At 65.8% G+C, this 23540-nt stretch carries 23 protein-coding genes and 1 tRNA gene; 8 read left to right on the forward strand and 16 right to left on the reverse strand.

Annotated elements, in window-relative coordinates:
- The 5 genes from GGD65_RS14090 to GGD65_RS14110 all read right to left on the reverse strand — a co-directional run bounded on the left by GGD65_RS14090 (window position 1) and on the right by GGD65_RS14110 (window position 5606).
- Window positions 1–1326: an MATE family efflux transporter gene (locus GGD65_RS14090; protein WP_183235642.1), complete on the reverse strand. Its 1326-nt coding sequence runs from the start codon at window positions 1324–1326 to the stop codon at window positions 1–3.
- A gap of 3 nt (window positions 1327–1329) precedes the next feature.
- The gene (locus GGD65_RS14095; protein ID WP_183235643.1) at window positions 1330–2064 is read right to left on the reverse strand and encodes an MBL fold metallo-hydrolase; all 735 of its coding nucleotides are present in this window, start codon (window positions 2062–2064) and stop codon (window positions 1330–1332) included.
- A gap of 21 nt (window positions 2065–2085) precedes the next feature.
- Window positions 2086–2391 carry a DUF6460 domain-containing protein gene (locus GGD65_RS14100; protein WP_018320831.1) on the reverse strand — a complete coding sequence of 102 codons (306 nt, stop codon included), beginning with the start codon at window positions 2389–2391 and terminating at the stop codon, window positions 2086–2088.
- Window positions 2392–2697: 306 nt separating this feature from the next.
- Window positions 2698–4572, reverse strand: coding sequence for an ATP-dependent DNA ligase (locus GGD65_RS14105; protein WP_183235644.1), 1875 nt, complete (start codon window positions 4570–4572; stop codon window positions 2698–2700).
- The gene (locus GGD65_RS14110; RefSeq protein WP_179740038.1) at window positions 4569–5606 is read right to left on the reverse strand and encodes a ligase-associated DNA damage response exonuclease; all 1038 of its coding nucleotides are present in this window, start codon (window positions 5604–5606) and stop codon (window positions 4569–4571) included. The genes GGD65_RS14105 and GGD65_RS14110 overlap by 4 nt, the downstream gene beginning before the upstream one ends.
- A 131-nt stretch (window positions 5607–5737) precedes the next feature.
- Here GGD65_RS14110 and GGD65_RS14115 point away from each other — a divergent pair, with 131 nt between their 5' ends.
- On the forward strand, window positions 5738–6664 hold the full coding sequence (locus GGD65_RS14115) for a class I SAM-dependent methyltransferase (RefSeq protein WP_183235645.1): 927 nt from the start codon (window positions 5738–5740) through the stop codon (window positions 6662–6664).
- Between the two features lie 115 nt (window positions 6665–6779).
- Window positions 6780–8009, forward strand: coding sequence for an ABC transporter substrate-binding protein (locus tag GGD65_RS14120; protein ID WP_183235646.1), 1230 nt, complete (start codon window positions 6780–6782; stop codon window positions 8007–8009).
- 197 nt (window positions 8010–8206) lie between these two features.
- Here GGD65_RS14120 and GGD65_RS14125 read toward each other — a convergent pair whose 3' ends face one another.
- From GGD65_RS14125 to GGD65_RS14170, 10 genes are all read right to left on the reverse strand, one after another.
- Window positions 8207–9049: an amidohydrolase gene (locus GGD65_RS14125; RefSeq protein ID WP_183235647.1), complete on the reverse strand. Its 843-nt coding sequence runs from the start codon at window positions 9047–9049 to the stop codon at window positions 8207–8209.
- A 63-nt stretch (window positions 9050–9112) separates the two neighbouring features.
- On the reverse strand, window positions 9113–10030 hold the full coding sequence (locus GGD65_RS14130; protein WP_183235648.1) for an aldo/keto reductase: 918 nt from the start codon (window positions 10028–10030) through the stop codon (window positions 9113–9115).
- A gap of 102 nt (window positions 10031–10132) precedes the next feature.
- Window positions 10133–11065, reverse strand: coding sequence for a sugar-binding protein (locus tag GGD65_RS14135; protein WP_038973213.1), 933 nt, complete (start codon window positions 11063–11065; stop codon window positions 10133–10135).
- A 95-nt stretch (window positions 11066–11160) separates the two neighbouring features.
- Window positions 11161–12243, reverse strand: a complete 1083-nt coding sequence (locus tag GGD65_RS14140; protein ID WP_183235649.1) for an ABC transporter permease — start codon at window positions 12241–12243, stop codon at window positions 11161–11163.
- Window positions 12243–13001, reverse strand: a complete 759-nt coding sequence (locus GGD65_RS14145; protein WP_183235650.1) for an ATP-binding cassette domain-containing protein — start codon at window positions 12999–13001, stop codon at window positions 12243–12245. Before GGD65_RS14145 ends, GGD65_RS14140 begins: the two co-directional genes overlap by 1 nt.
- A 12-nt stretch (window positions 13002–13013) precedes the next feature.
- Window positions 13014–14336: a xylose isomerase gene (gene xylA, locus GGD65_RS14150; protein WP_183235651.1), complete on the reverse strand. Its 1323-nt coding sequence runs from the start codon at window positions 14334–14336 to the stop codon at window positions 13014–13016.
- Window positions 14337–15791 (reverse strand): xylulokinase, encoded by a 1455-nt coding sequence (gene xylB / locus GGD65_RS14155; protein ID WP_183235652.1) that lies wholly within the window; start codon window positions 15789–15791, stop codon window positions 14337–14339.
- 81 nt (window positions 15792–15872) lie between these two features.
- A complete protein-coding gene (locus tag GGD65_RS14160) occupies window positions 15873–16928 on the reverse strand; it encodes a LacI family DNA-binding transcriptional regulator (RefSeq protein ID WP_183235653.1) in 1056 nt (351 codons plus the stop codon).
- A 239-nt stretch (window positions 16929–17167) separates the two neighbouring features.
- Complete coding sequence (locus GGD65_RS14165) at window positions 17168–17749, reverse strand: helix-turn-helix domain-containing protein (RefSeq protein WP_183235654.1); 582 nt, start codon at window positions 17747–17749, stop codon at window positions 17168–17170.
- Between the two features lie 185 nt (window positions 17750–17934).
- A tRNA-Gly gene (locus GGD65_RS14170) sits at window positions 17935–18008 on the reverse strand.
- 175 nt (window positions 18009–18183) lie between these two features.
- Between GGD65_RS14170 and GGD65_RS14175 the strand changes: the two genes are divergently transcribed.
- The 6 genes from GGD65_RS14175 to GGD65_RS14200 all read left to right on the forward strand — a co-directional run bounded on the left by GGD65_RS14175 (window position 18184) and on the right by GGD65_RS14200 (window position 21924).
- Window positions 18184–18762, forward strand: coding sequence for a methylated-DNA--[protein]-cysteine S-methyltransferase (locus GGD65_RS14175; protein ID WP_183235655.1), 579 nt, complete (start codon window positions 18184–18186; stop codon window positions 18760–18762).
- 91 nt (window positions 18763–18853) lie between these two features.
- Window positions 18854–19693, forward strand: a complete 840-nt coding sequence (locus tag GGD65_RS14180; RefSeq protein ID WP_018320846.1) for a helix-turn-helix transcriptional regulator — start codon at window positions 18854–18856, stop codon at window positions 19691–19693.
- 130 nt (window positions 19694–19823) lie between these two features.
- The gene (locus tag GGD65_RS14185; RefSeq protein WP_018320847.1) at window positions 19824–20183 is read left to right on the forward strand and encodes a hypothetical protein; all 360 of its coding nucleotides are present in this window, start codon (window positions 19824–19826) and stop codon (window positions 20181–20183) included.
- Between the two features lie 205 nt (window positions 20184–20388).
- The gene (locus GGD65_RS14190; RefSeq protein ID WP_183235656.1) at window positions 20389–20748 is read left to right on the forward strand and encodes a VOC family protein; all 360 of its coding nucleotides are present in this window, start codon (window positions 20389–20391) and stop codon (window positions 20746–20748) included.
- Between the two features lie 165 nt (window positions 20749–20913).
- Window positions 20914–21315 (forward strand): SRPBCC family protein, encoded by a 402-nt coding sequence (locus tag GGD65_RS14195; RefSeq protein WP_179739989.1) that lies wholly within the window; start codon window positions 20914–20916, stop codon window positions 21313–21315.
- A 123-nt stretch (window positions 21316–21438) separates the two neighbouring features.
- Window positions 21439–21924 carry a hypothetical protein gene (locus tag GGD65_RS14200; RefSeq protein WP_183235657.1) on the forward strand — a complete coding sequence of 162 codons (486 nt, stop codon included), beginning with the start codon at window positions 21439–21441 and terminating at the stop codon, window positions 21922–21924.
- Here GGD65_RS14200 and GGD65_RS14205 read toward each other — a convergent pair.
- The gene (locus GGD65_RS14205) at window positions 21921–23366 is read right to left on the reverse strand and encodes an MATE family efflux transporter (protein ID WP_183235658.1); all 1446 of its coding nucleotides are present in this window, start codon (window positions 23364–23366) and stop codon (window positions 21921–21923) included. The two genes, GGD65_RS14200 and GGD65_RS14205, sit on opposite strands and share 4 nt — an antisense overlap.
- Between the last annotated feature and the right edge of the window lie 174 nt (window positions 23367–23540).

The following is a 23540-nucleotide window of genomic DNA, read 5'->3' on the forward strand; positions in this document are numbered from 1 at the left end:
CTACGATTTCGAAAACGTCGCCCTGAACTGCGCGGGATAGCGTGCGGCCTGCAAGCCGCCGCGCGAGAGGTAGGAGGCCATCAGCGCCGACCACAATCCGGCATTGCCGAGCGATTGCAGCGCCCACCAGGCGGCGAGGAAGATCAGCAGCGAAGCCAGCATCAGATTGCGCATCTCGCGCGCCCAGGTCGCGCCGATATAGATGCCGTCGAAGCCGAAGGCGAACACGCCGGGGATGGGCACGAGCACGACGAACGGCAGGAATTCGCGCGCGGCACGGCGGACGTCGTCACTCGCCGTCATGAAATCGATCAAGGCGGGCCCGAACAGCGCGAACAGTCCCGACACCACCAGCGCGAAGCCGAGCCCCCATAGCAGCACCAGCCGGGTCGAATCCGCAAAGCCCTTTGCATCGCGCGCGCCAACGGCGCGGCCGCACAGCTGCTGCGCTGCGTTGGCGAGACCGTCGAGGAAGAAAGCGCTGACCAGCAGGAAATTGTTGAGCACGGAGTTGGCGGCCAGCGTGACGTCGCCGGCCTGCGCGCCCTTGGCGGTGAAGAACAGGAATACGGCGATCAGCGCCGCAGTGCGGATCAGGATGTCGGTGTTCACCGCCAGCATCCGCAACAGCTTGTCGCGGTCGAGCAGGGTCGCGTACGGCACGGCAAAGCCGCCATCGGCATAATGGCGGCAGACGATCACGCCGAGGGCGAACCCGACCGCTTCCGACAACAGCGCGGCGATCGCGGCACCGGCGATGCCGGTGTCGTAGATCAGCACCAGCAGGATCGTCGCCGCCATGTTGACGAGGTTGATGACGACCTGAAGCATCAAGGCCGAATTGGCACGCGTCTGGCCGATCAGCCAGCCGAGGATGACGTAATTGGCGAGCGCGAACGGCGACGACCAGATCCGGATCTTGAAGTAGGTCTTCGCGGCCTGCGTCACACCCTCGCTGCCGCCCATGAGATCGAACAGCAATGCGGCCAGCGGCAGTTGCAGCACGATCAGCGCGGCGCCGATCAGGCCGGCAACGATGAAGCCGCGCGCCAGGATCGCGGTCGGCTCGCGCGTGTCGCCCGCGCCCAGCGATTGCGCGGTGAAGGCGAGCGTGCTCATCCGCAGGAAGCCGAACAGCCAGAACAGGCAGTCGAAGATCACCGAGGCCATCGCGACGCCGCCAAGCAGCGCGGCATCGTCGAGGCGGCCGATCGCCGTGGTCGAGACAATGCCGATCAGTGGCGTGGTCAGGTTCGCGACCATCGCCGGCCCGGCGATGGCGAACACTTCACGTGTGCCGACTTTGGGATGGACGGGCGCGTGCATGGTTCAGAACACGACGACCATGCCGTCCTCGGCCGCCATATGGGGCAGCGTGTCGAGGCGCGACAGCATGTCGTCGCTCATATGGGTGAGGACGAGCCGCTTGGCGCGGATGTCGGGCAGATGCTGTTCCAAGGTCTTCAGGCTGAGATGGTTCTTCACCACCTTCTCGTACATATAGGCTTCAGCGATGAAAATATCCGCGCCATGCGCCAGCGGAATGAGCGTCTCCGTCCATTCGGTATCGGCGCTATAGGCGAGCGTGCGGCCCTCGGCCTCGACGCGGTAGGCGAGGAAGGGGCCGCCGGATTCGCCGTGCACGACCGGATAGGGCGTCACCGTCACGGCACCGAAAGTCCGGCTTTGCTCGGGCGAGAGCTCGACGACGGAGAGCTCGAAGCGCTGCTTCGTCTTTGAGGAATGCTCGAACAACACATCCATCACCTCGCCGAGCCGCGTCTCGATGCCTTGCGGGCCGGCGATCGTGAGCGGCCGCGTCCGCCGCGAGAATTGCGCGTCGAGCAGGACAAACGGCAGCCCGGCAAAATGATCACCGTGGAAATGCGTGATCAGGATGAGATCGATGTCCTCGCACGCGATCTCGAGCCGCTTCAGCGCCGGCAGAGCCGACGCACCGCAGTCGATCAGGAAGTTGGCCTCGCGCCCCGAGACATGGAAGCAGGTATTGAGCCTGCCGCCGGAGCCGAAAGCATCGCCGCAGCCGACAAAACGCAATTGCATCGGCTGCGGACCTTCAAAATCTCACCGGCCGCGCGGCGTGCCGAACACGCGCGAGAGCAGCCAGATCGGGATCACGATGACTGCGCCGAGCAGGAAGTAGCGCCACAGCCAGTTGATGGTGTCGAAGCCGAGATCCCAGAGCCGCTGGAACAACAGGCGAATGCTGGTGAGGATGTTCCAGGGATCGAAGCCGATCGCGGCGAGCACGACGCCGACCAGGATCGAGAGCAGGACCAGGCGAAACGCGACCGCCAGCGGCGAGCCGCCGAGAAAGCGGTTCAGCCCGTCGTTGCGGCCGGCCGGCAAATCTCTGACGTCTTGGACCATCTCAAACTCCTGTAGGCGGATCCGACCCATTATAGGGCACGGCGAGGCAGATGGGGAACCCGTGACGGACCGTCAATCGGGTTACGGGAGTTTAATTCGGGTAGCCTCGGTTTGGGAGCGCTGCCGGCCGCGGTCGCCAACCTCTCCCGCTTGCGGGAGAGGTCGCGCCGAAGGCGCGGGTGAGGGCTTTCTCCTCTAGGGGATTGTCCCATCGCGGGGACAGCCCTCTCCCCAACCCTCTCCCGCAGGCGGGAGAGAGAGCGCATCTCCGCCTTGGCGACAATCGAGCGCTCTCATAAAACGCACTCACATCTCAATCTCCGCCGCCTCCGCCTTCAGCATCCTCTCCAGCGTCTCCAGCCGATCGGCCTCGCGCGGCGGCTTGTCCCAGCGCAGGCGGCTGATGCGGGGGAAGCGCATGGCGACGCCGGATTTATGGCGCGGCGAGCGCTGCAGGCCCTCGAACGCCACCTCCAGCACCAAGCCCTTGTCGCCCTCGTGCACGACATGGCGGACGGGGCCGAATTTTTCCGTGGTGTTGCGGCGGACGAAGCGGTCGATCTGCAAGAGCTCCTCGTCGGTGAAGCCAAAATAGGCCTTGCCGACCGGCACCAGCTCGTCGCCGCCCTCGCCCGCGGTCCAGACGCCGAAGGTGTAGTCGGAATAAAAGGACGAGCGCTTGCCGTGACCGCGCTGCGCATACATCAGCACGGCATCGATGATGTGCGGATCGCGCTTCCACTTCCACCACTGCCCCTTCGGCCGGCCCGGCAAATAAGGCGCATCGCGCCGCTTCAGCATCACGCCCTCGACGGCGTCCGCGTCTTCGCCGGCACCGGCGCTTGCGGGATCGGCGCGTGCGGCGGTGAGCGCGTCCCAGCTTGCGAAGGCGACGGTGGGCGACAGATCGATGCGGGGATCGTCGAGCTTCTTGATGAAGGTCTCCAACCATTCGCGCCGTTCCGCGAACGGCAGCTCGCGCAAATCGTTCTCGTCGTCGCCGAGCAGATCGTAAGCGCGCAGGTGAATCGGAAATTCCTTGATCAGCTTTGGCGAGACGACCTTGCGATTCAGCCGCTGCTGCAGGACGTTGAAGCTCTGCACACGGCCCTCGCGCAGGATCAAGAGCTCGCCGTCGATCGCGCCGGGCAGGCGCAGCGACGGCACGAGATCGGGAAAGCTCCCCGTGATGTCCTCGCCGGTGCGTGAATAGAGCCGCGCCGTGATGTGGCCGCGATCATCGCGGCCCGCCACCGCCTGCACGCGGATGCCGTCCCATTTCCACTCGGCGATGTAGTCGGCGGGATCAAGGCTTTGGAAATCGCTGTCCTCGATCGCATGCGCCAGCATCACGGGCCGGAACGGCGCGGGATCGCGGTTGACCGGCTTTTCGGCACGGCCTTCCAGCCATGCGAACAGGTCGAGATAGGGTGGCGCAAGGCCAGGCCAGATCAGCTCGACCTCATGCGGATCCTTGTCGCCGAGCGCGGCCGCCGCGGTCTTCGCCAGCCGCGCGGAGATACCAATCCGAAGCGCGCCAGTGACGAGCTTCAGCAGCGCCCAGCGGCCGGTCTCATCAAGCTCGTCGAGCCAGCGCTCGAGCTGCTTCGGCAGCTCGGTCTTGCCGAGCGTGCGCAACGTGGTGACGACTTCGGTCAGGGTCGGCGGCGGTGGATTGTTGTGGTTGCGGGCGTGAGGGGACTCATTGGCATCTCGCCCGCGGGACCCCCCTCCCTGACCCTCCCCCACAAGGGGGGAGGGAACGGAGAGGCTCGTGCGTCCCTCACTTTGGAAATCGCTGAGAGATATTGTGCTCGCTGACAACGCCGCACTGCGCTGCGCTCCCTCCCCCCTTGTGGGGGAGGGCGGGGGAGAGGGGTGGCCCGGAAAAGACTGCGAATTGTTTTGCGCCTTCGGCCACATCAGCGCCACCGTCTCCGAGAGATCGCCGACATAGTCGTAGCTCAAACCGAACAGCACCGGATCGGTGCGCGCGGCGATGAGATCGCGGATCAAGGCGGGCTTGGCGTGCTTGAAGCTGAGCGCGCCGGTGAGCGCGGCCAGCGCGTAGCCGCGGTCGGGGTCTCCAACCTCGCGGAAATAACCGGTGAGCAGCCGCAGCTTGTTGTTGCGGCCGGGCTCGTAGGCGAGACGGTCCAGGAGTTCGGCGAAGCGGTTCATGCCTCGGCCTCGTCTGTGGCCGGTGTCTCGCTCTCCTCCTCGTCGCCATAGCCGACGAGATCGAGCGGCTGCGCGCGCAGGCCCCTGCTCTGGCACCAATGCACCAGCGCATCTTCCTGGCCGTGCGTGACCCAGATCTCGCCGGCGCCGGTCGCGGCGATGGTGGCGGTGAGTCCGTCCCAGTCAGCATGATCGGAGATCACCAGCGGCAGCTCGATGCCACGCTGCCGCGCCCGGGCGCGCACGCGCATCCATCCCGAGGCAAACGCGGTGACGGGATCGGGAAACCGCCGCGTCCAGAGATCGGAGGTCGCCGAGGGCGGCGCCAGCGTGATGGTGCCGGCGAGCGCCGCCTTCTTCACGCCCTTCACTGGCCTGAGCTCGCCGAGATCGATGCCGCGGCTCTGGTAGTACTCGGTGATCTTCTCCATCGCGCCATGCAGATAGATCGGTGCGTCATAGCCGGCCTGCCGCAGCAGCGCGATCACTCGCTGCGCCTTGCCGAGCGAATAGGCCCCAACGAGATGCGCGCGCTCCGGAAACAGCGTGACCGAGGCCAGCAGCTTCTTCACCTCGTCGCTCGCATCGCCATGCCGGAATACCGGCAACCCGAACGTCGCCTCGGTGATGAAGACGTCGCAGGGCACCAGCTCGAACGGCGTGCAGGTCGGATCGGGCGCGTCCTTGTAGTCGCCGGAAGCGACGATGCAGGTGTCCTTGCAGGTCACAGCAATCTGTGCCGAACCCAGCACATGGCCGGCCGGGTGGAATTTCACGCAGACGTCGCCGAGCCGGATCTCCTCGCCATAGTTGATGACTTGCGTCGATCCGGCAAAATTCTCGCCGTAGCGCAGCCGCATCATGTCCAGCGTTTCCTGCGTCGCCAGCACCGCACCATGGCCGGCGCGGGCATGGTCGGAATGGCCGTGGGTAATCACGGCCCGCTCGACCGGGCGAACGGGGTCGATATGGAAGCCGCCGGGCTTGCAGCACAGGCCGGCAGCAACTGGCAGCAGGATGTCTTGGGGGCGCATGGTGGTCATATAGGAAGCGAGCGCCTCCAATTCACCCGTCATGCGCGGACTTGACCCGCGCCTCCATCCACTTAAACAGTTGCTTTTTTGATGGATTGCCGGCGAGCCGGCACGACGAGTGTTGGTTCCCAATGCCCCTCCGCCTGTTCCAGACCTCCGGCGATCTCATGGCCGACCGCCGCTTCGAGTTCGCGCGCGACCTCCAGCTCAAGGGCGACCTGCCCGCCGCCGCTGACCTCATAGAGCAGGCGATCGAGCTTGCGCCGAACTTCACCTCGGCCTGGTTCACGCTCGGCGAGATCCGTCAGCAGCTCGGCGAGCGCGACAAGGCGATCGAGGCTTTCCGCAAGGCGCGCGATTCCGATCCTGATGACCAGCACGGCGCCGGCCTGCATCTGATGCGGCTCGGCGACGCCGAGATGTCGGAGATGCCCAAGGCTTACGTGCAGGCGCTGTTCGATCAATACGCGCCACGCTTCGAGCATGCGCTGATCAACGATCTCGGCTACCGCGCCCCCGGATTGATCTTCAAGGCGGTGCTGGCCGCGCGCGTCGCGGCGAAGAAGCCAGCCTTCTTCAAGCGCACCATCGATCTCGGCTGCGGCACCGGCCTCGCGGCCGCCGCCTTCGCCAAACAGGTCGACCATTTCATCGGCATTGATCTGTCGCCCGGCATGATCAAGGAGGGGCGCGCCACCAACCTCTACGCCGAGCTCGAAGTCGCCGACATGATCGACGGCCTGCGCAGCAAGGACGACGGATGCGCGAACCTCGTCGTCGCCGCGGATGCGTTCGTCTATCTCTCCGATCTCGCGCCGGTGCTGAGCGAAGCCAAGCGCGTGCTCGTATCCGGCGGCGTGCTCGCCTTCACGCTGGAGACGCATGACGGCAGCGGCATCGTTCTCGGCGAAGGCCTGCGCTATGCCCATTCGGCGGAATATGTGCGCGGCGCCATCGCCAAGGCCGGCCTCAAGCTGCTGACACTGGAGCCGGCCTCGCCGCGGATCGAGAACAACGAGCCGGTGCGCGGCCTTGTGATCGTTGCCGAAAAAACTTGAGTTTAGGCGCTAACGCCCCGTGATTTGAGCGTCATTGCGTCGCAAAGCCGTGACTTCCCACTTGCGAGCCGTGCTGCGTTCCCAGCACAATGCGCGCATCAGGGAGAAAACAACAATGACCAAGAATCCATCGCGGCGCGATTTCAGCGCCGCCGCGCTCGCCACCATCGCCGCATCCACCTTGCCCGCGCCTTACGTCTGGGCTGCGGAGAAGAAATATGATGCGGGCGCCAGCGACACCGAGATCAAGATCGGCCAGACCGTGCCGCATTCCGGCCCCGGCTCGCTCTACGGCGTGCTCGGGCGCATCGGCGAGGCCTATTTCCAGATGCTGAACGAGAAGGGCGGCATCAACGGGCGCAAGGTCAAGTTTCTCACCATGGACGATGCCTATAGCGCCCCGAAATGCGTCGAGGCGACGCGGCGCCTGGTCGAGCAGGAAGAGGTGCTCGCGCTGTACGGCTCGCTCGGCACCGCGCCGCAGACCGCCGTGCACAAATACCTGAACTCCAAGGGCGTGCCTCAACTGCTGCTCAACACCGGCGCGTCGAAGTGGAATAACCCGAAAGAGTTCAAATGGACGATGGCGGGCCTGCCGCTCTATCCGACCGAGGCGCGCGTCCTGGCGCGGCACGTCGTCAGCGTGAAGCCGAATGCCAAGATCGGCATCCTCTACCAGAACGACGATTTCGGCCGCGACTTTCTCGGTCCCTTCAAGAAGGTTTTGGAGGACGCCGGCGGCACCGCAAAGGTGATCATGGAGCAAACCTACGATCTCACCGAGCCGACCGTCGATTCCCAGCTCATCAATCTCTCCAAGTCGGGCGCCGACGTTTTCTACAACATCTCCACCGGCAAGGCGTCGTCGCAGTCGATCCGCAAGGTCGCCGAGCTCGGCTGGAAGCCGCTGCAGCTTCTTTCCGCCGGCTCGACCGGCCGCTCGATCCTCAATGCCGCGGGCCTCGAGAATGCCACCGGCATCGTCGCCATCCGCTACAACAAGGAGGTCGGCCTGCCCAAATGGGAGAAGGACCCCGACGTGATGGCGTTCGAGGAATTGCGCAAGAAGTACACGCCGGCCATCGACCCCGACAACACCATCGCCTTCGCCGGCTATGGCCAGGCCGTGACCATGGGCGAGATCCTGCGCCGCTGCGGCGACGACCTCACCCGCGCCAACGTGCTGAAGCAGGCTTCGACGCTGGCGGGCTTCCACTCGCCCTACTTCCTCGACGGCGTCACCTACAGCTATACGCCCGGGGACTACACGCCGATGAAGACGCTCTTCATCTCCACCTTCACCGGCAAGGACTGGGACATCTCCGACAAGCCGACGTCGGAATAGGCTGAGGCGCACGCCGCGGCTTCCTCCCTTCTCCCCTTGTGGGAGAAGGTGGCGCGAAGCGCCGGATGAGGGGTTGCTTCAGCAAACTCAAATGCAAACGATAGCTCGCGGAGAGAGACCCCTCACCCGTCTCGCCGCTCCGCGGTGAGCCACCCTCTCCCACAAGGGGAGAGGGTAAGAGCGCGCATTTGCTGCAATTAACTTAACCGATACGCAGCCTTGGCATTCGCCCCAAAAGCCTTGTCCCGCAGCTGCGGGCCAAGCTTCGCCAGGCAGGCTTCCAGCGCGCTCTTGATCTCGCCATAGCTCCCCGCAAGCAGGCACACCGGCCAGTCCGAGCCGAAGATCAGCCTGTCTTCGCCAAAACACCTCGCGGCGTGCGCGACGAATGGAAACAGCCGCTCCGCATCCCAGTCGTTCCAGACCGCTTCGGTCGCAAGCCCTGAGATCTTGCACCAGACATTGCCGCAAGCCGCGAGCGCCTTGATGCGATCGGCCCACTCGTCGCTGCCGCCGTCGGCGATCGGCGGCTTGGCCGCGTGGTCGAGCACGAACCGCGCTTGCGGAAACGCCTGAGCGGTTGCGATCGCCGGCGGCAGCTCGCGGGCGCGGACGAGGAAATCGTAGGTGAGATCGCGGGCGAACAATGCGGTGAGGCCGCGCTGGACGTCCTCGCGCAGCAGCCAATCGGGATCGGCTTCATCGTGGACCTGGTGGCGGATGCCGACCAGCTTGCCGCCGCCGGGTGAAGCGCGAAGCCGATCAAGGGTTTCGCCAAGCGTACCATCCGTCAGATCAGCCCAGCCGACCACACCAACGACGAAGGGATTTTCGTGCGCAATGCGCAAGAATTCCTCGGTCTCCTCCAGCGCGGAGCGACATTGCACCACGATGCTGGCGTCGATGCCGTTCGCTTTCAACAGTGGCGCGAGATCGGCCGGACCGAAGGCGCGGCGGATCGGCGTCAGCTCGTCCGCTGCCATCCAGGGATAATCGGCGCGTGCAGGATCCCAGAAGTGTTGATGGGCGTCGATGATCATGCCTTACGCCCCGCCCGGCAGCGGCGAGCGCGCATCGACGAGGTTCCGTGCCCGCAGCTCGTGTCAGAACGCGGCCGGCACCGCACTCTCCGACATCGCGATGTTGTCGGAAACTTCAGCGGCATTGCGCGCGCCCATCACGGCGACCGTGACGGCCGGATGCGCCGTGCAGAACTGGAGCGCGGCGGCCTTCAGCTCGGTGCCATGCTTGCGGCAGAGCGCGTCGAGCTCCAGCGCTCGCGCCACCAGCGTTGCGTCGGCGTCCTGATAATTGAACTTCGCACTGGTGTGCGGATTGGCCAAAATGCCGCTGTTGTAGATGCCGCCGAGCAGGATGCCGATGCCTTTCGCCGCGCAGAGCGGAAATAGCGCATCCAGCGCCCCCTGGTCGAGCAGCGTGTAGCGCCCGGCGAGCAGGAAGCAGTCGACCGGCACGGCCTCGGCGAAACGGACCTGCATCTCCGACTGGTTCATGCCGGCGCCGATCGCCTTGACGGTGCCGTCCTCGCGCAAGCGCTGGAGCGCGCGAAAGGCACCATTGACCGCCTCGTCATAGTGATCGTCGGGATCGTGCACCAGGAGGACGTCGACACGGTCGAGCCCAAGGCGACCCAGGCTCTCCTCCACCGATCGCAGCACGCCGTCATAGCTGAAATCGAACACGGGCCGCTCGCGCGGCGTACCCTTATAGTGCTCGTCCTCGGCGGCGCCGCCATCTGGCGCGCGCAGCAGGCGGCCGACCTTGGTCGAGATGGCGTAAGACTCGCGCTTCTGCTGTCGCAGGAAGGCCCCTAATCGCCGCTCGGCGAGGCCGAAGCCGTAGAGCGGCGCCGTATCGAAGAAGCGCACCCCAAGCGACCAGGCGCGCGCGATCGTCGCTTCCGCATCGGCATCGCTGACCGGGCTGAACAATCCGCCGAGCGGGGCGGAACCGAGACCGATTGAAGTGACGTCGAGCGAGCCGAGCCGCGACCGTTTCATTCCCATTGCCTTGTCTTCATTCCAACAGTCCAGATCATCTCCCCCGCTTGCAAAAATCGCAAGCGGGGGAGGCATGCAGGAGCGCGGGGCTGGCGGACGCTCCTACTTCAACATCTGCGCGACGTTGTCCTTGGTGACGAGATCGAGGCCGGTGTAGACGATCTCCGGCACCTTCTCGCCCTTCTTGATGGCGAGCAGCGTGTCCATCGCCTTCTCGCCCATCTCGAACGGACGCTGGCCGACCAGCGCGTTGGCATAGCCGTCGCGCAGCAGCTCGAGCTGCATCTTCAGCGTGTCGGCGACGACCAGCGTGAACTTGCCGGAGTCAATGTCCTTCTTGTTCCTCGACGCGAAGGCCTTGAAGCCTTCAGGGGCGAACATCGGCCAGCCGCCGATAGGAACGATGGCGGCAAGATCCGGCGTTGCGGTGCGCATATCCGTCATCTGCTGGACCGCGAGTGCCGGATCGTCGTTGCAGAAGGTCGGAGAGCCCGCGACCTCCGTCCATTTCGAGCCCTTCAGCGCCTCGCGCACGCCGTCGACACGCTCGGCGAGGTTCTTGGCGCCGGGGCCGCCCGAGACCATGGCGTATTTGCCGCCATCGGGCCGCATCTTCACCAGCTGCTTGCCAAGCGCGACGCCGAACTCCTTATTGTTGGTGCCGATATAGGCGATGCGCTTGGAGCCCGGCGCATCGGCATCGAAGGTGATGACGGGGATGCCGGCGGCCGTCGCCGCCTCGATCGACTTGGTCATGGCCGCGACGTCGGCGACCGAGATGGCGAGACCGTCGACCTTCTGCGTGACGAAGTCCTGGATGATCTGGGCCTGCGTCGCCGGCTCGTGCTCGACCGGTCCCTTGTAGATGCACTCGATATTGCCGAGCTCCTTGGCGCGCTTCAGGCAGCCGTCGCGCGCGAAGTCGAAGAACGGATTGTTCATCGCCTTGGGCACGATGACGAAGCGGTAGTTCGCGGCCAACGCCGGCGTTGCCATCATTGCGACGGCGATGCCGGCAAGAAGAAGTTTCCTCATTGTCTCCTCCACCCTTCTCTGGCGCCCGTCCTCTTTGAAACGTCCGGGAAGCGGACAGGCGGCATCTTCGTTGTTTTCCCGGAACGACGTCACCTTCAGCTCATCTGCGAGCGGATGCGGTCGACCAGCACGGCCAGGATGATGATCACGCCTACCAGCGTCTGCTGCCAGTAGGAGGAGACCTGCGCCAGCACGAGGCCATTGCGGATCACTTCCAGCAGCACGCAGCCGACGATGGCCCCGAGCGGACCGCCGATGCCGCCGGCGAGGTTCGCGCCGCCGATCACGGCCGCCGCGATCACGTTGAGTTCGTAGGACGTCGCCATGTTGGCGGGCGCCGATCCGAGCCAGCCGGAGATGATGATGCCCTGGAGGCCTGCGGCGAGGGCGCAGATCACATAGACCTCGATCTTCACCCGCACGACCGGGATGCCGGTCAGCTCCGCCGCCTTCTCGTTGCCGCCGAGTGCGAAGACGTGGCGGCCGAACGAGGTGTGATGCAGGACCACGGCCATCGTCAGTGCGAGGATCACGAGATAAATGAAAGGCACGGGCACGCCGAGCACGTCGCCCGAGGTGAGCGCGTAGAAACGATCGGCATCGGGCCCGCCCGGAAAGCTGCCGCGGCCGTTGGAGACGACATAGCCGAGCCCGCGCACGATCGAGAGCATGCCGAGCGTGGTGACGAAGGGCGACAGGCCGAGCACGGCGATGCAGAAGCCGTTGACGAGGCCGGCGATCAGCGCGACGCCGAGGCCGGCGAGGATCGAGATCAGCAGGATCAGGCCCGGCACGTTGGCAATTACGGTCTTGCCGTCGGCCGCCAGATGCACGAACAGCGCGCCCGCCGGCGAGCCGGGCGCCGACAGCTCGGTCATCACCATCGAGGTGATCATGGCCGAGAAGCACATCATCGATCCCACCGACAGATCGATGCCGCCGGTGATGATCACGAAGGTGACGCCGAGCGTCGCAATGGCGATGAAGGAAAAATTCTTCGCCACGTTCTGTATATTGCCTTCGGTGAAGAAATAGGGGCTGGCGAAATGCATGATCACCAGCAGCACCGCGAGCGCGAGCAGCACGTAGCCGGTCTGGGAGGCGAAGATGCCGCGCTGCCACCATCTGATCCGGCCGACATTGGTGAAGCTGATCGGGGATTCCATGGGCATGGCCATCACGCCGCCTCCTTCGCGCCGGTGATGAGCGCGGTGACTTCCTCTGGCGAGGTCTGGTGGATCGGCTTGTCGGCCCGCTTCTCGCCGCGGCGCATGACGATGACGCGGTCGCAGACCGCGAACACGTCAGGCATGCGGTGCGAGATCAGCATCACGGCGACGCCCTGCTCCTTCAGCCGGTGGATCAGGCCGAGCACCTGCTCGACCTGGCGCACCGAGATCGCGGCGGTGGGCTCGTCCATCATCACCAGCCGCGCATTGGAGAGCCGCGTCCGCGCGATCGCGACCGCCTGGCGCTGGCCGCCCGACATCTGCTTGACGAGATCGTCGGGACGCGTCTCCGAGCGCAGCTCGCCGAACAATTCCAGCGCACGCGCCGCCATCGCCTTGTGGTCGAGCAATGCGATGGGCCCGAACCTGCGCTTCAGCTCGCGGCCGAGGAACACGTTGGCCGCCGCCGTGAGGTTGTCCGATAGCGCGAGGTCCTGGTAGACGACCTCGATGCCGACGGCGCGGGCATCGACCGGCCGGTTGAAATGAACCGCGTTGCCGGCAAAGCGGATCTCGCCGTGGCTGGGGCGGAAATTGCCGGCGATGATCTTGACCAGCGTCGACTTGCCGGCACCGTTGTCGCCCATCAGGCCGACCACCTCGCCCGGCATGACCTGCATGTCGACGCCATGCAGCGCGCGGATCGCGCCGAACTCCTTGCCGATGCCGGTCAGCTCGAGGACCGGTGTCGCGTCAGCGTTTGCCATCAGCAGCCTCGCTCAGACATAGCGGTTGACCAGGGATTCCAGATATTCCTGCCGGCCCGAGCGCGGCTGCGGGTCGAAGCCGGGACGAAGCGCACGGTCGGCGAGATCGGCGAGCGAACGCTGGCCACCAAGAATGGCGCGGCCCTCGGTGCCGGCCCATCCCTCGTATCGCTCGGTGAGCGGCGCCGTGAGGGCGCCGGCATCGAGCATGTCGGCGGCGGCGAGGAACGCGCGCGCACAGGCATCCATCGAGCCGACATGGGCGTGGATCAGATCGTCCGGGTCGATCGACTGCCGCCGGATCTTGGCATCGAAATTGAGCCCGCCGGTGGTGAAGCCGCCACGGTTCAGGATCTCGTGAAACACCAGCGCCAGCTCCGGGACGTTCATCGCGAACTGGTCGGTATCCCAGCCGAGCAGATCGTCGCCCCGGTTGACGTCGAGCGAGCCGAACACGCCGAGCGCCTCGGCCAGCGCGACCTCATGGTGGAAGGAGTGACCGGCGAGGATGGCGTGGTTCTGCTCGATGTTGAGCTTGACGTCTTTCAAGAGGTCGTAGCGCGCAAGGAAGCCGTAGCAGGTGGCGACGTCGAAATCATATTGATGCTTGGTCGGCTCCTTGGGCTTCGGCTCGATCAGGATCGGCCCCTTGAAGCCGATCTTGTGCTTGTGCTCGACGACCAGCGAGATGAAGCGGCCGAGCTGGTCGAGCTCGCGCTTGAGATCGGTGTTGAGCAGCGTCTCGTAGCCCTCGCGCCCGCCCCACAGCACGTAGTTCTGGCCGCCGAGCCGGTGCGTCACCTCCAGCGCGGCGCGGACCTGGCCGGCGGCATAGGTGAATATCTCCGGGTCCGGATTGGTCGCCGCGCCCGCCATGTAGCGGCGATGCGTGAACAGGTTGGCGGTGCCCCAGAGCAGGCGGACCTTGCTCGATGCCATCTTCGCTTCGAACAGATCGGCGATCGCATTGAGATTGGCGACGGACTCGGCGAGCGAAGCGCCCTCCGGCGCTGCATCGACGTCGTGGAAGGTGAAGTAGGGCACGTCGAGCAGGCGAAACAGCTCGAAGGCGATATCGGCCTTGGCCCGCGCCTGCGCCATCGCGTCACCGCCCTGGTGCCACGGCCTCAGGAAGGTCTCGCCGCCGAAGGGATCGCCGCCCGGCCAGCAGAACGAATGCCAATAGCAGACCGCAAAGCGCAAATGATCCTCGAGCCTGCGGCCGTGTACGAGGCGATCCTTGTCGTACCAGCGGAACGCGGGCGCCTGTCCCGCGTCCTTGCCGGCGAAGGCGACAGGTGTGGTTGCATCGAAGAATTTGGCTGACGCGTTCACTTAAGGAGACTCCTTCAATGCGGGATAAAGCTCGCGCCATCGCCGGTAGGCCTCGTCATAGGCTTCCGTGACGGATGCGCGGGGCGTGAAGCTCGCGAGCCGCCGCGGGTGGGTGCAGACAGCTGCGGGTCTTTCGCCGGTGGCGGCGAGCCGGCCGAGCCTGGAGGCACCGAGCGCCGCCCCCACCTCGCCTTCCTCGATGCGATGGACGGGAACGCCGAGCACGTCGGCACAGATCTGCGCCCATAGCGGTGAGCGCGAGCCGCCGCCGACGAGATCGAGCTCGGTGATCGCCCCGCCTGCCGCGCTCAGCGCCGCCAGATTGTCGCGCGCGGCGAAGGCGACGCCTTCGAGCACGGCCTGCACGATCTGCGTCCGCCCGGTCGCACCGCGCAGGCCGACGAAGGCGCCGCTGGCGGCGGCATCGTTGTGCGGCGTGCGCTCGCCGTCGAGATAGGGCAGGAATTTGATCGGGCTCGGCCCATCGACGCGCTCGCCGAGCGGCGCCAGCAGCGCTGGGGCCGGCGTCTCCATCACACCGGCAAGCCAGGCCAGCGAGGCCGCCGCCGAGAGCATCACGCCCATCTGGTGCCAGAGGCCGGGCAGCGCGTGACAGAACGCATGCACCGCCGAGGCCGGTGCCGGCGCGAAGCGGTCGGTGACGCGGAACACCACGCCGGACGTTCCCAGCGACAGGAACGCATCGCCCGGCGCGATCGCGCCGAGCCCGATCGCGCTCGCGGCATTGTCGCCGGCGCCTCCGGCGACAACGACGTCCTTCGCCATGCCCCAGCGCTGCGTGAATTCCGGCGCGAGCATCGCGCTGACCGCGCTGCCCTCGACGAGGCGCGGCATGTGGTGGAGATCGAGCCCGGTGGCATGCAGCAACAGCGGCGACCAGCGGCGCAGACCGACATCGAGCCACAGCGTGCCGGCCGCATCCGACATATCCTCGATCATCTCGCCGGTCAGGCGATAGCGTACATAGGCCTTGGGCAGCAGCACCTTTGCGACGCGCGCGAAGATTTTTGGCTCATGCCGCGCGAGCCACAACAGCTTCGGCGCGGTGAAACCCGGCATCGCGAGATTGCCGGCAATCGCATGCAGCGAGGGGCACCGCTGCTCCAGCACGGCGCATTCGGCCTGCGAGCGGCCGTCGTTCCAGAGGATCGCCGGACGCAGCGGCCGTCCATCCTCGTCGAGCAACGTCGCGCCATGCATCTGGCCCGACAGGCCGATGCCGCGGATCCGCGTGACCTCGCGTGGATGGCGGGCGGCGAGATCGTCGACCGCACCGATGGCAGCATCGACCCAGGAATCGGGATCCTGCTCGGACCACAACGGCGCCGGATGCGACAGCGCAAGCTCGCGCGCCGCCGTCGCGAGGATCGCGCCGGCTTCGCTCACGAGCACCGCTTTCACGCCGGACGTGCCGATGTCCAGTCCGAGATACAAATCGTCCTCCTCTTTGCCCTTTTGCGAGGCGCGATCTTGACGTCACGCTCTCCGCCACGGCCGTTCGATATCCACCTGCCGCTAAGGCAGATTGTCCCGCATCACGATGTCGATCCTGATCTTCTCCTGCTCGCGCAAGATCGGCTCGCCGCGGGCGAGTGCGAGCAGCACGCGCACGGCGGCGCGCGCTTCGTGTCCGGGGTTCTGCGAGATCGCGGCATCCATCACGCCCTGCAGCAGCAGCCGGCGGGTCAGCACGGTGACGTCATGACCGACAAACACGACCTTGTCGCGGCCGGCATCGCTCAACGCCTTGTCACTCAAGGCCTTGGCGACGCCCTGGGTGCCGGCGCCGACGTTATAGAGGCCGACGATGTCGGCATGCTTGCCGAGCAGCCGCGCCAGCACCTGTTCGGAACGATCGTCCTCGTCGCGCCCTTCCAGCACCGGCAGCACGCTGAGGCCGGAAAATTCCGACGCCATCACCTGGTTGAAGCCGAAAATGCGCTCGGCATGGTCGCGCAGGCCCTGCGAGCCCGCGACGATCGCAACCTTGCCGGATCTTTGGCCGACCAGCCGTCCGACCAGCGCGCCGGCGGTGCGGCCCGCCGCGATGTTGTCGATGCCGACATAATGGTGGCGGCGCGACGACGGCACGTCCGAAACCAGCGTCACCACCTTGGTGCCGGCATCGACGAGATCGTTGATCGCGGCACGGACGCTCGGATGATCCAGCGCCACCACGGCGACGCCATCGTAATCGCCCGACAGCGCCTCCAATGAGGCCGCGAGCACGGAGGGGTCAAACACGTCGGTCGCGACCATCTCGACGCTGAGCCGGCGGGCCGACAGCCAGGCGGACATCTCGCCGAGATAGGCCTCGATCTGCTGCATGAACGGGTTCGGCCCCGAGGGCATCACGAAGGCAAAGCGGCGGGCGCGGCCACGGGCGAGCTCGGCGGCGGCGACGTGCGGCTGGAACGCGTTGCGCTCAATGGCCGCCTGGACGCGCCGCACCGTGTCCGGCCGCACCCCCGGGCGATTGTGCAGCACGCGATCGACCGTCGCCAGGCTAACGCCCGCCTCGCGGGCGATGTCCTTCAGCGTCAGCGCGGTCGCGGTGAGGGTCTCGGCCATCGCTGAAGGTTAGCAGAGGTGTTTTGAGGTACGCAACTCATTTTGAGGATCGTCGCCGCAGCGCCTCGAGTTGCGGTTGTAACCACAGAGGTAAACACGCCCCCTGCCCGACCCGTCTCGCTCGAACCCTGGACGCGCGGCTACCACCGCCTTGCCTGGTCGGCAAGCGGGTCAGCCGCTCCCGCAGCCAGCCAGAGCGTTGACCGGACTTGTCGACAGCCACAGGGCCTGCTCTGATCTCACATCTTCCCGTAGGAGGCGCCGCGCCGCGTGATGATGACGTAGCGCGCGTCCTGCCTGGTTTCGTTCTCGAAGATCACCGCGCGCATCACGTCGAAATCCAGGCAATCGCCTTCGCGCAGCCGCACCGCCTTGGCGTCGATGTGCACGGCGATCGCCCCCTCCAGCATCAGCAACTGCTGGGTAAAGGCGTTGCGGCCCCAGGGGCTGTACGGCACCCGCGCGCCGGCCGGCAGATCGACGACGATGATCTCGATGCCGCTCGCCGCATCCGTCGGCGAGGCGTGCCGGCGGCGATAGCCGCTGTCGGGGTCACGCCAGTGCGGCTGGTCGGCAAGCTGCACCAGCCGCTCCGGCGGCTTCTCGGCGAGCGCGACGACATCGCTGAGCGACACGTCGAGCGCCGCGCAGAGTCGTCCCAGCAGCGCAGCCGTCGCGCTGCTCTGCGCCCGCTCCACCCGCCCGATCATGGCGCGGCTGACGCCGGAACGCGCGGCGAGCTCGTTCAAGGTCATGCCGGCCTGCGTCCTCAGCGTCTTCAGGCGGCGACCGATCGCACGGTCGAGTTTCTGCTGGTCCATTTTTTCCGGTCTTGGCCTTCATCCGAACATGGCCCGGCACAAGGACCACAAGCCGCCGGGCGAGAGCAGCTTAGGGCGAGTAAGCAGTCAGCGCCGGGAGCGAGGAGCTAAGATATTGGAATCTCATGCACCGCGAATGCGCGCATTGTCAGGTTGTCGAACGGGACATTTCAATCGGGGAAGCTTGGAGCGGGCGAAGGGAATCGAACCCTCGTATGCAGCTTGGGAAGCTGCCGTTCTACCATTGAACTACGCCCGCTTATGCGCGGCTTGCGCGCCCGTCCTGATTAGCCGAGACGGCGCCTCCCGCCAAGCGGTTTGGCGCAGCCAGCCGGCCGGTTATTAACGTCTTGGCAAGATTTTGGGTGCGTCGGATTGTGGCGGTGTTATGATCGCGTGTCTGGGGAGAGACGTGCACTGAGTGGGGCGTGTGCATGGTGGGGCGTGGCTACACGATATTCGACACGGCGATCGGACGCTGCGGCATCATCTGGAGCGACACCGGCGTGGTGGCTGTGCAATTGCCGGAGGCGCGGGAGATCGACACTCGCCGCCGCATTTTTGCGATCCATCCCGAGGCGCGCGAGCAGCGCCCTTCCAACAATGCCGAGCTTGCGATCGAGGGCATCGTGAGCCTGCTGCAGGGCAATGATCCCGATTTTTCCGAGGTCAGCCTGGATGCCGGCGGGGTGCCCGGCTTCAACCGCCGCGTCTATGAGTTCGCCTGCTCCATTCCGCGCGGGGAGACGCGGACCTATCACGAGGTCGCCAAGGCGCTGGGGGCTTCAGGCGCGGCACATTCGGTGGCACAGGCCATCGCCAAAAATCCCTACATGCTGATCGTGCCCTGCCACCGGGTGCTGGAGGACGGCAATTACACCGATCGGCTCTCGCCGTATGGCGGGGTGATCTCCAAGCGGCGGCTGCTGGCGCTCGAGGGCGCCCAACCGGTCGCCAGCAAGACGCTGTTCGAGGTGCTGCTCCCCGTTGCTCCGCCGCGCGCGCCCAGCTAGGGCGCGATCATGGTCGCACCCTAGCTTTTTTGGGCATGATCTTATCGGACAACCGCTACACACTTGTCCGGATCATGCCTAGATAGGCGGGATGGACGCGACCACACTGCTGACGTCACAATCGATGATCGTTTCCGAGTTTCGCTGCGACGCGGGACCGGACGACACGCCATTTGCCGAATGCCGCACCGGGCATTCCATTGCCTATGTCCGCTCGGGCAGCTTCGGCTGCCATTGCCGCGCCGGCTTCTTCGATCTGGTGGCGGGGTCGATGCTGGTCGGGGCGCCCGGCGAGGAATACACCTGCACGCATGAGCATGTCAGCGGCGATGTCTGCCTGTCGTTCTTCCTCAGCGCGGACATGGTCGATGCCCTCGGCGGGAGGCGCGAGATCTGGCAGGTCGGTGCCACGCCCCCGCTGCCCGAATTGATGGTGCTGGGCGAGCTCGCCCAGACGGCGGCAGATGGCAACAGCGATATCGGCCTCGACGAAGTCGGCCAGATCCTGGCCGGCCGTTTTATCGACGTCGTTTCGGGCAGGGCGCGCAAGCCGGCCACCCCCACCGCCCGCGACCGCCGCCGCGCGGTCGAGGCCGCGCTGTGGATCGACGACAACTCGCATGCCGAGGTCGATCTCGAACAGGCCGCCAAGCAGGCGGGCCTCAGCCCGTTCCATTTCCTGCGGCTGTTCTCGAGCGTGCTCGGCGTCACCCCGCATCAATATCTGTTGCGCTCGCGGCTGCGGCACGCCGCGCGGCTGCTCACCGATGACGACATCGCGGTCACTGATGTCGCCTACGACGTCGGCTTCGGCGATCTCTCCAACTTCGTCCGCACCTTCCACCGCGCTGCCGGCGTATCGCCGACCAAGTTCCGCCAGGCCTCGCGCGGGGAGCGCAGAATCTTCGCTGAACGCCTCGTCCTCAACTGAGACAGGTCGGCGGAATGGCGGGGTAATAGTCTGTTGACCAGACGGGCGCGTCGTACTGGGCTTACGGCACGCCGCGCGATATTACAACCAAAGAGCGAATCAACGCTCTTTGAGTGCGGCGACCCGGCAGATGAACAGTGCCCCGAGTGACGTGATTGCGGCCACACTGATCGCGCTTGCCGTCGGCCTCGCCTTCATCGCCGGCTGTGCCGTCTATTATGGCCGCCAGATCACCTCGCGCAGGATTCCGATGCAATGGGGCACCGACGGTCAGCCGGCCTGGTTTGCACCACGCCTCATCGGGCTCTGGTTCAGCTTCGGCGTCACGGCCGCCCTCTCCGCGTTCCTGCTCGTCCTCGCCCTTCATGACCCGCAGAAGCTCACGGCCCTGATCGTCGCAACGGTCAGCGTGATCGGAACGAACATGTGGGTTCACGTCTATCACCTGAAACGGGTGATCCGGTGGCAGTCGGAGGTGCCGGCGAGCTAAAGCGCGATGCGATGAGGATGAATCGTCATCGCGCTTTGGTTTATTGTTTGAGCATGATCTTTTCGGAAAACCGCTGCGCACTTTTCCGGAACATGCTTTAGCCGGCTGCCGAGCGCAAGATTCTCCAAGAGTCGCCCGCCTCACCCCGACTAGGGTTGTCTCCGGCGCGCGCCATTTTCGGCACGCTTTGCAAATGGAGACGATCATGTACGACCACATCGGACTTCGCGTTGCCGATCTCGACGCCGCCACGCGCTTCTATACCGCGGTGCTGGCGCCGCTCGGTTACGTCCTGTGCTCCAGCGGCGACGGCTATGCCGGCTTCGGGCCGAAGGGCCAGCCGGCGCTGTGGTTGCACCTGAACAAGGGCCGCAAGGCCGACGGCGCGCACATCGCGTTCCGCGCCGGAAATCATGACGCGGTCAAGGCGTTCCACAGCGAAGGTCTGAAGACCGGCGGCCGCGACAATGGCGGCGCCGGGCCGCGCAAGGATTACAGCCCGACCTATTACGCGGCGTTCCTGATCGACCCCGATGGCAACAATGTCGAGGCGGTCTGTGTGTAGAAGCCGCCGCGCACGAGCACTCGTAGGGTGGGCAAAGCGACTTGTCCGACGTAGCTCGAAGAGCGAAGGCGGAAGCGTGCCCACCAACTGTCCCGTCAATCCAAATGGTGGGCACGGCGCTACGCGCCTTTGCCCACCCTACAAAATTGCTTTTGAGGAAACTCCATGGCCTCCATCCACAACGACATCTCCATCAACGCCCCGGCGCGCGACGTCTGGGATGCGGTGCGCGATTTCGGCGCGCTGCATGAACGGCTGGCACCCGGCTTCGTCACCGCCTGCACGCTCGACGGCGATGCGCGTATCGTCACCTTCGCCAACGGCTCGGTGGCGCGCGAGGTGCTGGTCGATTGCGACGACGCGCGGCAGCGCCTCGTCTATGCCATCAACAACGAGCGGCTGAGGCACTACAGCGCGTCGGTGCAGGTGATCGCCGACGGCGAGCGGAGAAGCCGCCTGGTGTGGATCATCGACATGCTGCCGAACGAGCTTGCAGCCTACGTCCAGGGCCAGACCAAGGACGCCGTCGTTGCGATACATAAAGCGTTTCCGCCCGCTGCAGCCTAGCGGCGGTCCGCGCGGCTCTGTGAGTTTTCTCACAGAGCTCCGCCCTCGCCAGCCGTAACCATCGCGGCGTGCGTCCTGTTGGCTCCACTCTCCCGGCGGCGCCACGCACGCGAGGAGCATGTCATGCGAGGTGCGGACAAGGTGATTTGCCAGGCGGCCGCCGTGCTGCTGCTGTTTTCCGTCGCGAGCTCGCCGGCGAAGGCGCAGTTCTTCGGCGGCGGAGGTGCCGGCGGCGAGGACATGATGACCCAGATGGCCCCGATGCTGGAGATGATGAAGGCGAAGATGGGCAAGCGCCGCTTCGCCATGATGATGCAGACCATGGGCCCAATGATGAGCCGCATGATGGAGAATGGCGGAGGAGGGCTTGGTGGCATGATGGGCAGTGGCCTCGGCGGCCATCTCGGCGGCGGCTTTGGCGCACCTAATTACGGCGGCTACACCCCGATGGCTGGCGGCACCATGCCGGCCGGTTATGGCGGCGTTGGTGGCGGCGACGTCATGGGCATGCTCGGTGGTGCCGGAGGCGGCGACATGATGGCGATGATCCCGCAATTGATGCGGCTCGCCAATGTCGGCGGCGGCCATCGCCGCCACAAACATCGCTAGTCGGCAGCGCCCGAGAGAGCCGGCTTGATCGCAGCCTTGCTCGCGCGCGGTCCCCAGCGCGTCAGCACCACGCTGGAGAATGAGAGCAGGCCGAGCACGACCATCGAGCTTGCGGCCAGCCAGAAAAAGCTCTGTGCGGTCGCCTCGTGGGTCGACAGCCACCAGCCCGCCGCCGAGATGTAGATCAGTCGCGCCGTCTGCGCCAGCACCGGACCGATCACCTTGGCCGCGCCTTGCGACGAGAAATACATCGTCGTGGCAATGCCGAAAAAGGCGTAGAACGGTCCGACCGTCGAGAGATATTGATGGCTCGCCGCGCGCACGGCCGCGCTGTCGGTGAAGATGTTGATCCAGAGATCGGGGAACATCGCAACGACGCATGCCGGCGCGCCGACGGCCACGAAGGCGGCAGCACTGGCGATCCAGGCGACGCGCCGCGCACGCGCGATGTTGCCTGCGCCGATTGCCATGCCCACCATCGGCACGCAGGCGATACCGAACGAGAACGCGATCGAGGTCAGCAAAAATTCCAGCCGCGCGCCGATGCCGTAGCCGGCGAGGATCGTGGTGCCGAATGTTGCCAGCATGTGGGTGAAGATCGAGATCGTCAGCACCGATTGCAGCGGCGAGAAGCAGGCGATCGCGCCGACCTTCAGGATGTCGAAAAACATCGCCCACTGAATGCGCAGGCCACGCAGCTTTGGTGTAACCCGGGCGCGGCCGGAGAACAGGTACCAGCCCATGATGCAGATATTCATGGAATAGGCGATCAGCGCGCCGGCCGCGACGCCGCGCATGCCGAACTGCGGCACCGGCCCGAGCCCAAGGCCGAGCGTGCCGCCGAGCACGATCTGCCAGGCCGCCGAATTGAGGATCAGGAACGACGGCAGCTTCATGTTGCCGGTGCCACGCAGCACGCCGGCCATGGTGTTGAGCAGCCAGGGCAGCACGGCGCCGCCGAAAAATACCTGCGTGTAGGCGACCGCATGAGTCAGCACATCGCCGCGGCCGCCGAGCATTTCCAGCACCCGCGGCCCGAAGATCAGCATGCCCAGCATGAAGACGAGGCCGAAGCTGATGCCGATCAGGATCGCATGCATGGCAAGCGTGCCGGCACGCTCGCGATCGCCAGCACCGAGCGCGCGTGCAATGGCGGACGCGACCGCACCGCCCATGGCGCCGCCCGACATCGTCATGGTCAGAATGATTGTCGGAAACACCAGCGCCATCGCCGCCAATGCCTCGACGCCGAGCCGGCCGATATAGGAGGTCTCCGCGATTACCGTACAGGTGCCGGCCGAGAGCGCGATCACGTTGGGCCAGGCGAGGGAGAGCAGCGTGCGCAGGATCGGCCCGTCTACAAGCGCGCTTCGCACCGGCCGCGGGGGCGGCGGCAGCGGACGCTCTTGCTCATCGACCGGGATTTCGGCGATGTCGGACATGTCCTCTCCGGGGCACGGGGCGCCATTTGCGGCGCGGCAATGCGTAGCTGTGCCAATTATTTTCTTCGCGCAGAAGGCGCGGCGAGAGGCTTGTTAGCACGGCCCGCAGCGATTTCTCCTGCGCCAGTTGCAGGCGTGCCCTGCGGCAGCGCATTTCAGCCCGTGAAATTGCGC

Source organism: Bradyrhizobium sp. CIR18 (genome assembly GCF_014198295.1).
Lineage (GTDB): Bacteria > Pseudomonadota > Alphaproteobacteria > Rhizobiales > Xanthobacteraceae > Bradyrhizobium.

Excerpts from the sequence above, each read along its gene's own strand:
- GGD65_RS14090 (WP_183235642.1), bottom strand. The coding sequence starts at position 1,326 with ATGCACGCGCCCGTCCATCCCAAAGTCGGCACACGTGAAGTGTTCGCC.
- GGD65_RS14095 (WP_183235643.1), bottom strand. The coding sequence starts at position 2,064 with ATGCAATTGCGTTTTGTCGGCTGCGGCGATGCTTTCGGCTCCGGCGGC.
- GGD65_RS14100 (WP_018320831.1), bottom strand. The coding sequence starts at position 2,391 with ATGGTCCAAGACGTCAGAGATTTGCCGGCCGGCCGCAACGACGGGCTG.
- GGD65_RS14105 (WP_183235644.1), bottom strand. The coding sequence starts at position 4,572 with ATGAACCGCTTCGCCGAACTCCTGGACCGTCTCGCCTACGAGCCCGGC.
- GGD65_RS14110 (WP_179740038.1), bottom strand. The coding sequence starts at position 5,606 with ATGCGCCCCCAAGACATCCTGCTGCCAGTTGCTGCCGGCCTGTGCTGC.
- GGD65_RS14115 (WP_183235645.1), top strand. The coding sequence starts at position 5,738 with ATGCCCCTCCGCCTGTTCCAGACCTCCGGCGATCTCATGGCCGACCGC.
- GGD65_RS14120 (WP_183235646.1), top strand. The coding sequence starts at position 6,780 with ATGACCAAGAATCCATCGCGGCGCGATTTCAGCGCCGCCGCGCTCGCC.
- GGD65_RS14125 (WP_183235647.1), bottom strand. The coding sequence starts at position 9,049 with ATGATCATCGACGCCCATCAACACTTCTGGGATCCTGCACGCGCCGAT.
- GGD65_RS14130 (WP_183235648.1), bottom strand. The coding sequence starts at position 10,030 with ATGAAACGGTCGCGGCTCGGCTCGCTCGACGTCACTTCAATCGGTCTC.
- GGD65_RS14135 (WP_038973213.1), bottom strand. The coding sequence starts at position 11,065 with ATGAGGAAACTTCTTCTTGCCGGCATCGCCGTCGCAATGATGGCAACG.
- GGD65_RS14140 (WP_183235649.1), bottom strand. The coding sequence starts at position 12,243 with ATGGCCATGCCCATGGAATCCCCGATCAGCTTCACCAATGTCGGCCGG.
- GGD65_RS14145 (WP_183235650.1), bottom strand. The coding sequence starts at position 13,001 with ATGGCAAACGCTGACGCGACACCGGTCCTCGAGCTGACCGGCATCGGC.
- GGD65_RS14160 (WP_183235653.1), bottom strand. The coding sequence starts at position 16,928 with ATGGCCGAGACCCTCACCGCGACCGCGCTGACGCTGAAGGACATCGCC.
- GGD65_RS14165 (WP_183235654.1), bottom strand. The coding sequence starts at position 17,749 with ATGGACCAGCAGAAACTCGACCGTGCGATCGGTCGCCGCCTGAAGACG.
- GGD65_RS14175 (WP_183235655.1), top strand. The coding sequence starts at position 18,184 with ATGGTGGGGCGTGGCTACACGATATTCGACACGGCGATCGGACGCTGC.
- GGD65_RS14180 (WP_018320846.1), top strand. The coding sequence starts at position 18,854 with ATGGACGCGACCACACTGCTGACGTCACAATCGATGATCGTTTCCGAG.
- GGD65_RS14185 (WP_018320847.1), top strand. The coding sequence starts at position 19,824 with ATGAACAGTGCCCCGAGTGACGTGATTGCGGCCACACTGATCGCGCTT.
- GGD65_RS14190 (WP_183235656.1), top strand. The coding sequence starts at position 20,389 with ATGTACGACCACATCGGACTTCGCGTTGCCGATCTCGACGCCGCCACG.
- GGD65_RS14195 (WP_179739989.1), top strand. The coding sequence starts at position 20,914 with ATGGCCTCCATCCACAACGACATCTCCATCAACGCCCCGGCGCGCGAC.
- GGD65_RS14200 (WP_183235657.1), top strand. The coding sequence starts at position 21,439 with ATGCGAGGTGCGGACAAGGTGATTTGCCAGGCGGCCGCCGTGCTGCTG.
- GGD65_RS14205 (WP_183235658.1), bottom strand. The coding sequence starts at position 23,366 with ATGTCCGACATCGCCGAAATCCCGGTCGATGAGCAAGAGCGTCCGCTG.